This is a genomic window from Kitasatospora aureofaciens, from assembly GCF_001188955.3.
Taxonomy (GTDB): domain Bacteria; phylum Actinomycetota; class Actinomycetes; order Streptomycetales; family Streptomycetaceae; genus Kitasatospora; species Kitasatospora aureofaciens.
In genome coordinates this window covers 51,635-61,152 of the sequence record NZ_JPRF03000041.1, presented here as the reverse complement: position 1 = coordinate 61,152, position 9,518 = coordinate 51,635, and the positions used below count along the sequence as shown (strand labels likewise).

Here is a 9,518-nt window from a genome sequence, read left to right as displayed (position 1 = left end):
GTTCGACTTGCATGTGTTAAGCACGCCGCCAGCGTTCGTCCTGAGCCAGGATCAAACTCTCCGTGAATGTTTACCCGTAATCGGGTCCACACCCGCGTTGAGCGGCACGGCAACCACCGGAATAGGGCGGTCCCGCGCACTGCGTCCTCGCTAGTGTTTGTTTCAAAAGGAATCTCCAACCTTGATCAGACGATCGAGGCCGGGGATGTCAACATATCTGGCGTTGACTTTTGGCACGCTGTTGAGTTCTCAAGGAACGGACGCTTCCTTCGGACCGCCTTCCAGCGGGCCCTCCGGGCGCTTCGTTCTTTCGTGTTTCCAGCTTATCAGATGTTTTCCGCTCCGTTTTCCGGGGCTTCGTCATCCAACTCGCTGGTGTCTTCTGCGGCTTGACGCCCCGTCCGACGTTTCAAACTCTAGCCGATCCCCGCTCCGAAAAGCGAATCCAGCCGAGTCCGACTGCAATCCGATAAAACGAGCACGCCCAATAAGCACCGAGCCGATACGCGAAAGCGAAACGACCGGCGCGAACCGGAAGTGGTGTTTCAGAGGATTGGCTGCCCCGGGACCGTCCGCGCAGACGCGTGTCCGGTGCTCCCTGCCAGGCAGCTCGAAGGACTGTACGCGCTTCCGCTCCCGGATGCAAACGACGTGCAGAAGGGGCCGGCCGGACCCCCGGGGAGGGGTCCGGCCGGCCTCGCCAGCGGGCTCAGCTGTTGGTGGGGAAGCCGAGGTTGATGCCGCCGTGCGACGGGTCCAGCCAGCGCTGGGTGACGGCCTTGCCCCGGGTGAAGAACTGCACGCCGTCCGGGCCGTACGCGTGGGCGTCGCCGAACAGCGAGGCCTTCCAGCCGCCGAAGGAGTAGTAGGCGACCGGCACCGGGATCGGCACGTTGATGCCGACCATGCCGACCTCCACCTCGAACTGGAAGCGCCGGGCCGCGCCGCCGTCGTTGGTGAAGAGGGCGGTGCCGTTGCCGTACGGGTTGGCGTTGATCAGCGCCAGGCCCTCCTCGTAGGAGGCGACGCGCACGACGGAGAGCACCGGACCGAAGATCTCGTCGTTGTAGACGGACATGCCGGGCTTCACGTGATCGAACAGCGTGGGGCCGAGCCAGAAGCCGTCGCTGGTCGGGCTGCCGTTCCGGTCCTCGGGGGCGATCGGGTGCTTGCGGCCGTCCACGGCGAGTTCGGCACCGTCGGCGACACCGGACTCGACGTAGGAGGTGACCTTGTCGCGGTGCTGGCCGGTGACCAGCGGGCCCATCTCGGAGTCGCCGTTGCAGCCGGGGCCGACCTTCAGGGTGGCGATCCGCTGCTTGATCTTGTCGACCAGCTCGTCACCGATCGGGTCGACGGCGACCAGGACGGAGACGGCCATGCAACGCTCGCCGGCCGCACCGAAGCCGGCGTTGACGGCGGCGTCGGCGGCCAGGTCGAGGTCGGCGTCGGGCAGCACCAGCATGTGGTTCTTGGCACCGCCCAGGGCCTGCACACGCTTGCCGTAGCGGGTGCCGGTCTCGTAGACGTAGCGGGCGATCGGGGTGGAGCCGACGAAGCTGACGGACTTGATGTCCGGGTGCTCCAGCAGACGGTCGACGGAGACCTTGTCACCGTGCACCACGTTGAAGACACCGTCCGGCAGCCCGGCCTCCTTCCACAGCTCGGCCAGGAAGTTGGCCGCCGACGGGTCCTTCTCCGAGGGCTTCAGCACGACTGTGTTGCCGGCCGCGATGGCGATCGGGAAGAACCACATCGGCACCATGGCCGGGAAGTTGAACGGCGAGATGATCGCGACCGGGCCGAGCGGCTGGCGGATCGAGTAGACGTCGATGCCGGTGGAGGCCTGCTCGGTGAAGCCGCCCTTGATCAGCTGCGGGATGCCGCAGGCGTACTCGACGACCTCCAGGCCGCGGGCGATCTCGCCGAGCGCGTCGGAGTGCACCTTGCCGTGCTCGGACACGATGATCGAGGCCAGCTCGTCCCGGCGGGCGTTCAGCAGCTCGCGGAAGGCGAAGAGCACCGTGGTCCGCCTGGCCACCGAGGCGTTGCGCCACTGGGTGAAGGCCGAGGCCGCGGCGGCCACGGCCTGGTCGACCTCGGCGATCCCGGCGAAGTCGACCTGGCCGGCGACCTGGCCGGTGGCCGGGTCGAAGACGTCACCGCGACGGGGCGCCGCACCGGCGGTGGCCACCGGCTTGCCGCCGATCCAGTGAATGATGTGCTTGCTCAAGTCCGTCTGCCTCCGAAGTCCCGGGCGGCGTCCTGCCACCGGTCCGGTCTGGCGCCGCCCGCGAGAGGGCCGGGCGACGGGAATTCACGGGGCTACCGCGCTCGTCTCCCAGTGTGGTGGCCACCGGGGCACGGCTCAACGAACAGGCTGACGGGGATCACGGATTCAGCCTTACAGGTCGTCCGGTCGCTGCGCCGAACGCGTGAAGCCGCCGGGCCCGACGGCTCGGTGTCGCCTCAGGACTCCTCGTCCTCCAGGTACGGGTCGTGCAGCCCGTCCGCCGCCTGCTGGGTCTCCAGCAGGTCCAGCCGCAGGTCCTGCGCCCAGGCCAGGGCCCACCGCTTGAGCCCCTCCACCGCCCCGGCCTCGACGCCCCGGGCGGGGAACCGGCCGTCCGCCGCCTCGGCCAGCGTCTCCAGCCGGTCGGCGAGCCAGTCCGGCTGGAAGTCCGGGTCCAACTCGGCTGCCAGCGCGAGCAGTTCGCCTTCCCGGTAGTTCCTGGTGAGGGCGTGCACGTCGATCAGGTCGCGCGGCATGCCCCGGTCGACCAGCAGCGCGGTGGTGAGCGCCGCCGCGTCCTCCAGTGCGACCACCGGCAGGACCACCGGCGGCTCGCCGGGCTCGGACACACCGAAGTCCAGCCGGACCGGCCGGTGGGCGAGCGGCTCCTTCCGCAGCTCCACCGAGTGCGACCGGCCGCCCAGTGCCAGCCGTACGGCCAGTTGCTCCAGGCGCGGTGTGCCGGGCCGCTCCGCGACCCCGCCGCCCGCCGCGCGGTACGCCTCCGCCAGCGCGGCTGCCACCTCCGGCAGGTCGGCGCCGCCGGTGGCCAGGGTCAGTCCGTCCTGCGGGCAGGCCGGAACGCCGTGGGCGCGCAGCGCGTGCCCACCGGCCAGCGCCAGCCCGTACCGGGTGCAGAGGGGCCCGGCCAGGGCGGCCAGGCGCAGCTGGGCGGGGCCCGGTCGGAGCGACGCGTCGACGGCGTGCGGGGCGGTGGTCACGTCTCCAGTCTGACCCGAGCTCCCCACCCGGCGCGCCACGGCTGCGGACCGCAGGAGTCCCCGCTACCAGCCGCCGAGCCCGGCCGCCTCCTCGTGCAGGGCCAGCTCCAGCAGCACCGGGTCGTTGAGCCGCCCGGAGCCGTCGGGCGGCACCAGCCAGCGCACGCCGCGGCTGCCGCGTCCGGGGTGGGGCACGACGATCCAGGTGCCCTCCCCCGCGCAGCGCACGCCGGTGCCGATCCAGCGGGCAGCGGTGCCGACCGGCACCAGGAAGCTGACGTGGTCCTCCCCGGAGTCGGTGAGGACCGGGCCGCAGGGGGCGGTGTCCAGGACGTCCAGGGCCGGGCGACCGAGCCGACCGGGGACGGCGAGGACGTCCCAGCGGCGTCCGGCCGGTAGCAGGGTCAGGCCCAGCCCGGTGCGTTCCCACTGCGCCCGGAGGTCCTCCGGGTCCGGTGCCGCCTGGGTGAGCCAGTTCAGTCCGGTGCGCTCCATGTCGTGTCCCCGTTTCTCGCCGGCGTACTGGTCGGGCTCGGCGGGATACCGGGACCCGCCGTCACCGAGGAGAGGCGGACGGCGGGTCCCTCTTACACGGGTCGCGGGACCGAACCGGCGGGGTCAGCTGTCGAAGCCGAGCCCCAGCCGGTCGAGGGTGCGCAGCCAGAGGTTGCGGTGGCCGCCGTTGCGGTCGGCGCGCTCCAGCGAGCGGGTGGTGATCTCGATCCCGGCCCAGCGCACCGGTTCGGGCGGGAACGGCAGCGGCTTGGAGCGCACCATGTCCAGGGAGGTGCGCTCGGTGCGCTCGCCGGCGAGCAGGTCGAGCATCACCTCGGCGCCGAAGCGGGTGGCCCCGACGCCGAGCCCGGTGTAGCCGACGGCGTAGGCGACCTTGCCCCGGTGGGCGGTGTCGAAGAACGCCGAGAACCGGCTGCAGGTGTCGATGGCGCCGCCCCAGGCGTTGGTGAAGCGCAGCCCCTCCAGCTGCGGGAAGCAGCGGAAGAAGTGGGTGGCCAGGGTGCGGAAGGTCTCCGGCCGCTGGTCGTACTCGTGCCGGACGTGGCCGCCGTAGTGGTAGACCGCGTCGTAGCCGCCCCAGAGGATCCGGTTGTCGGCGGAGAGCCGGAAGTAGTGGAACTTGTTGGCGCTGTCGCCGAGCCCCTGCCGGCCGCGCCAGCCGATCGCGGCGAGCTGCTCGTCGCTGAGCGGCTCGGTCATCAGGGCGTAGTCGTACACCGGCACGACGTACGGGCGGACGCGCTTGAGCAGGGACGGGAACACGTTGGTGCCGAGCGCGACCCGGCGGGCGAAGACCCGGCCGTACGGGGTGCGGGCGGCCATGCCGCTGCCGTGCTCGCGCAGCTCGGTGGCCCGGGTGTGCTCGAAGATCCGGACGCCCTGGCCCAGGCAGGCCTCCTTGAGGCCCCAGGCGAGCTTGGCGGGGTGGACCATCGCCACGCCATCCTTGTCCCAGAGACCGCCGAGGAAGGTCGGCGAGTTCACCTCGGCGCGCAGCTGGTCGGCGTCCAGGACGGTGATGTCGAGGCCGTAGCGGGCGACGGCTTCGGCGATCTCGTGCAGTTCCTCGACCTGGTGGGGCTGGGTGGCGACGTCGATCTCGCCGGTGCGCTCCCATTCGGCGTCGATGCCGTAGCGCTTGAGGGTGGCCTCGATGGCATCCAGGTTGGCGGCGCCGAGGCGCTCCAGCTGGGCCAGTTCGGCGGGCCAGCGCTCCAGGCCGTTGCCGAAGCCGTGGGTGAGGCTGGCCGCGCAGAATCCGCCGTTGCGCCCGGACGCGGCCCACCCGACCTCGTTGCCCTCGACCAGCACGACGTCCAGTGACGGGTCGCGTTCCTTGGCGATGAGGGCGGTCCACAGGCCGGAGTAGCCGCCGCCGACGACCAGCAGGTCGCAGGTGGCGTCGCCGACCAGGGCGGGCAGCGCCTGCGGCCGGCCGGGGTCCTCCAGCCAGAACGGGGTGGGCCTGGCGTCACTGAGTGCGCGGGCGGAGTCCATGCATTATCAGCCACTTTCTACGGATAGATGGAGGTGGGGGCCACCGCTGACCGACCGTGCGTCAGGCGGTGGCCTTCCGGCGGTTTCCCAGCCACTGGCCCGCGACGGTCAGTGCGACCGCGGCGACGAACATCGCGGTGCCGATGACGTTCACCTGCACCGGGATGCCACGCTGCGAGGCGCCCCAGACGAACATCGGGAAGGTGACCGTGGTCGGGCCCGAGTTGAACTGGGTGATGATGAAGTCGTCGAAGGAGAGCGCGAAGCTGAGCAGCGCTCCGGCGGCGATGCCGGGGGCGGCCAGCGGCAGGGTGACCCGCAGGAAGGTCTGGGTGGGGGTCGCGTAGAGGTCCTGGGCGGCCTGTTCGAGCCTCGGGTCCATGCTCATCACGCGCGCCTTGACCGCCGTCACCACGAAGCTGAGGCAGAACATGATGTGCGCGATGAGGATGGTGGTGAAGCCGAAGGGGATGCGCATGTTGAGGAACAGTGTTCCCAGCGAGGCGGCCATGACCACCTCGGGCATGGCCATCGGCAGGAAGATCATCGCGGTGGTGGCCGAGCGGCCGCGGAAGCGGTAGCGGGCCAGCGCGAAGGCGACCATGGTGCCGAGCACGGTGGCGCCGACGGTGGCGAGCACCGCGATCCGCAGGCTGAGCGAGAGCGACTGGCACATGTCGGCGACGCCGCAGGGGTTGGTCCAGGCGTCGGTGGAGAACTCGTTCCACTCGTAGTTGAACTTGCCGACCGGCTTGTTGAACGAGAAGGCCAGCACGACCAGGTTGGGCAGCACCAGGTAGGCGAGGGCCAGCAGGCCGGCCAGGACGACCAGGTGGGCGCGGACCCACTTCAGGATGCGGGACATCAGACCAGTTCCTCCGTCCCGGCCTTGCGCATGTAGACCGTCACCATGCCCAGGATCAGGGCCATCAGGACGAAGCTCAGCGCGGCCGCCGTGGGGTAGTCGAGCACGTTCAGGAACTGCTTCTGGATGCCGTTGCCGACCATCTGCTCGCTCGGCGAGCCCAGCAGCTGGGCGTTGATGTAGTCGCCGGAGGCCGGGATGAAGGTCAGCAGGGTGCCCGCGACCACCCCCGGCAGCGAGATCGGGAAGGTGACCTTGCGGAAGGTGGTGAACGGCCGGGCGTAGAGGTCGCCGGCCGCCTCGTGCAGCCGGGGGTCGATCCGCTCCAGCGAGGTGTACAGCGGCAGGATCATGAACGGCAGGAAGTTGTAGGTCAGGCCGCAGACCACGGCGAGCGGGGTGGCGAGCACCCGGTCGCCGGAGGTGAGCCCGAGCGCGTTGGTGACGTCCAGGACGTGCAGGGCGTTGAGCGCGCCGACCACCGGGCCGCCGTCGGACAGGATGGTCTTCCAGGCCAGCGTGCGGATCAGGAAGCTGGTGAAGAACGGCGCGATGACCAGGATCAGGATGACGTTGCGCCAGCGCCGGTTCGCCTTGAAGGCGATGGTGTACGCCAGCGGGTAGCCGATGACCAGGCAGAGCACGGTGGCGACGGCCGCGTAGGAGAACGAGCGGACGAAGTGCCACTTGTACTCGACCACGGCGTCCCAGTAGGTCGAGAAGTGCCAGGTGACCTTGAAGCCCTCTTCGAGCGAGCCGGTCTGCAGCGAGGTGGACCCCTGGTACAGCATCGGCACGGCGAAGAAGACGACCAGCCAGACGATGCCGGGCAGCAGCAGCCAGTACGGGGTGAGCTTGCGCTTCGGCTTCCGTTCGGCCGGCTCCAGCGGGACGGCCTGCGACGGCGCGGCCGGGGCGGTGGTGGTCACGCGGCCTCCTCCGCGGTGCCCGCGTCGATCGCCTGCGCGGCGTCCAGGGCGAAGGAGTGCGCCGGGTTCCAGTGCAGCTGCACGGCTGCGCCGGGGACGATGCGGGCGTCGCGCTCCATGTTCTGCTCGAAGACGGTGACCTCCTGGCCGCCGTCGGTGCGCACCACGTACTGGGTGGAGACTCCGATGAAGCTGGAGTCGAGGACGGTGCCGGCCAGCTTGTTGCGGCCCTCGGCGACCTGCTCGGTGGCATGGGTGATGGTGATCTTCTCCGGACGCACGCCCAGGTGGACCCGCTCGGCCCCGGTGGCGCAGCGCGCCCTCGGCACCGCGAGGCGGGTGCCGGCCACGGAGACCAGCAGGTCCTCGCCCGCGCCGCCGGTGACCTCGGCGGGCAGCAGGTTGGACTGGCCGAGGAAGTTGGCCACGAAGGTGGTGGCGGGGTTCTCGTACAGTTCGGCGGGCGCCCCCAGTTGCTCGACCCGGCCGCCGTTCATCACCGCGATGGTGTCGGCCATGGTCATGGCCTCCTCCTGGTCGTGGGTGACGTGCACGAAGGTGATGCCGACCTCGGTCTGGATCCGCTTGAGTTCCAGCTGCATCTGGCGGCGCAGCTTGAGGTCGAGGGCGCCGAGCGGCTCGTCCAGCAGCAGCACCTGGGGGTGGTTGATCAGCGCGCGGGCGACCGCGACGCGCTGCTGCTGGCCGCCGGAGAGCTGGTGCGGCTTGCGCCGGGCGTACTGGCCGAGTTCGACCAGCTCCAGCATCTCGTCGACCTGCTTCTTGACGTCCTTCTTCCCGCGCCGGCGCAGGCCGAAGGCGACGTTCTCGAAGATGTCCAGGTGCGGGAAGAGCGCGTAGCTCTGGAAGACGGTGTTCACCGGCCGCTTGTACGGGGGCAGGGCGGTGACGTCCTGGCCGCCGATCAGGACGGTGCCGCTGGTGGGCTCCTCCAGGCCGGCGATCATGCGCAGGGTGGTGGTCTTGCCGCAGCCGGAGGCGCCGAGCAGGGCGAAGAAGGAGCCCTGGGGGACGGTCAGGTCGAGCGGGTGGACGGCGGTGAACGAGCCGTACGTCTTGCCGATGCCGGTGAGGCGTACGTCGCCGCCGGTCGCGTCGCGCAGCTGGTCTGTCATGGGTGTCTTCCTGGGTCTTTCTGCCGGCAGTGTTTGTTTACCGAGGGGGTCAGGCGCCGATGAGCTTGGAGAACTTCTGCTCGAACTCGCTCTCCTCGCCCTCGGTGAGGGTTCGGAACACGTGCGCCTTGGCCGCCATCTCGGGGGTGGGTACGACCAGCGGGTTGGCCGCGCTGTCCGGGGCGAGGGCGGCGAGCTCGTCCTTCATCCCGGTGACGGCGGAGACGAAGCCGATGCCCGCGACCAGCTGCGCCGCGATCTTCGGCTGATAGTAGAAGTCGATCAGCTTTTCCGCGTTCGTCTTGTGCCGTGCCTTGGCCGGGACCAGCATGTTGTCGGTCGAGGCGAGGTAGCCCTTCTCGGGGATGGCGAACTCGATGTCCGGGTTGTCGGCGCGCAGTTGGATCAGGTCGCCGCCCCAGGCGACGCAGGCGGCGATGTCCCCGGAGGACAGCTCCTGGCCGTAGTCGTTGCCGGTGAAGCGGCGGATCTGCTTGCCGTCGACGGCCTTCTGCAGGCGGGCGATCGCGGCGTCGTAGTCGTCGGCGGTGAACTTCGCCGGGTCCTTGCCCATGTCCAGCAGGACCATCCCGATGCTGTCGCGCATCTCGGAGAGGAAGGTGACCCGGCCCTTGAGGTCCGGGTCGTCCAGCAGCTGGGAGACGCTGGTGACCTCCTTGCCCCTGGTCGCCTTCCGGTTGTAGGCGACGACGGTCTGGATGCCGGCCCAGGGGTAGGTGTAGAGCCGGCCGGGGTCCCAGTCGGGGGCGCGGAAGCGGGCCTCGACGTTGGTGATCGCGGTGGTGACGTTCGCCGGGTTCAGCTTCTGCGCCCAGCCGAGCCGGATCAGCCGGGCGGCCATCCAGTCGGTGAGCACCACCAGGTCGCGGCCGGTGTCCTCGCCGGCCGCCAGCTGCGGCTTGACCTTGCCGAAGAACTCGACGTTGTCGTTGACGTCCTCGTTGTACTTGACCTTGATACCGGTGGCCGCGGTGAAGGCGTCCAGGGTGCCGTGCTTCTCCTTGTCCTTCTCGTCGGTGTCCACGTACAGCGGCCAGTTGGAGAAGTCGACCTCCTTCTCGCTGTCCGAGAGGTCCTTGGCGGCGTTGGCGGTCGAGTCGCCGGTCGCCCGGGGTGCCGCGGGGATGCCGCAGGCGGCCAGGGTGCCCGCTCCGGCGGTCAGCGCGGCGGCGCGCAGCAGGGTGCGGCGGCCGACCGCTGCCCGACCACTGGTCAGACTGCGTTCCCAGGCCCTGCGGACCGGTTCGGGCAGACCGTCGGTGAGCTCGTTGAACGCCTTGAACGCCATGCGGGCCTCCTGGGGAAGACGGGGTGCGTGGG

At 70.2% G+C, this 9,518-nt stretch carries 8 protein-coding genes and 1 rRNA gene; all 9 read right to left on the bottom strand.

Going from position 1 to position 9,518, the window contains the following annotated elements; genetic code table 11:
* Nucleotides 1-67: ribosomal RNA gene (locus HS99_RS25975) — 16S ribosomal RNA — on the bottom strand; the annotation flags it as partial.
* A 642-nt stretch (nt 68-709) separates the two neighbouring features.
* The gene (locus HS99_RS25970) at nt 710-2,233 is read right to left on the bottom strand and encodes a CoA-acylating methylmalonate-semialdehyde dehydrogenase (RefSeq protein WP_030290432.1); all 1,524 of its coding nucleotides are present in this window, start codon (nt 2,231-2,233) and stop codon (nt 710-712) included.
* 236 nt (nt 2,234-2,469) lie between these two features.
* Nucleotides 2,470-3,234: a nucleotidyl transferase AbiEii/AbiGii toxin family protein gene (locus HS99_RS25965; RefSeq protein WP_030557931.1), complete on the bottom strand. Its 765-nt coding sequence runs from the start codon at nt 3,232-3,234 to the stop codon at nt 2,470-2,472.
* Between the two features lie 63 nt (nt 3,235-3,297).
* On the bottom strand, nt 3,298-3,729 hold the full coding sequence (locus HS99_RS25960; protein WP_030557933.1) for a bifunctional DNA primase/polymerase: 432 nt from the start codon (nt 3,727-3,729) through the stop codon (nt 3,298-3,300).
* Between the two features lie 123 nt (nt 3,730-3,852).
* Entirely contained in the window at nt 3,853-5,247 is a 1,395-nt protein-coding gene (locus tag HS99_RS25955; protein ID WP_030557934.1) for an NAD(P)/FAD-dependent oxidoreductase, read from the bottom strand.
* A 61-nt stretch (nt 5,248-5,308) separates the two neighbouring features.
* On the bottom strand, nt 5,309-6,112 hold the full coding sequence (locus tag HS99_RS25950) for an ABC transporter permease (protein ID WP_030290428.1): 804 nt from the start codon (nt 6,110-6,112) through the stop codon (nt 5,309-5,311).
* On the bottom strand, nt 6,112-7,041 hold the full coding sequence (locus HS99_RS25945) for an ABC transporter permease (protein WP_030290427.1): 930 nt from the start codon (nt 7,039-7,041) through the stop codon (nt 6,112-6,114). The genes HS99_RS25950 and HS99_RS25945 overlap by 1 nt, the downstream gene beginning before the upstream one ends.
* A complete protein-coding gene (locus HS99_RS25940) occupies nt 7,038-8,177 on the bottom strand; it encodes an ABC transporter ATP-binding protein (protein ID WP_030290426.1) in 1,140 nt (379 codons plus the stop codon). The genes HS99_RS25945 and HS99_RS25940 overlap by 4 nt, the downstream gene beginning before the upstream one ends.
* A gap of 49 nt (nt 8,178-8,226) precedes the next feature.
* Entirely contained in the window at nt 8,227-9,486 is a 1,260-nt protein-coding gene (locus HS99_RS25935) for a polyamine ABC transporter substrate-binding protein (protein WP_078867725.1), read from the bottom strand.
* Nucleotides 9,487-9,518: the final 32 nt, after the last annotated feature.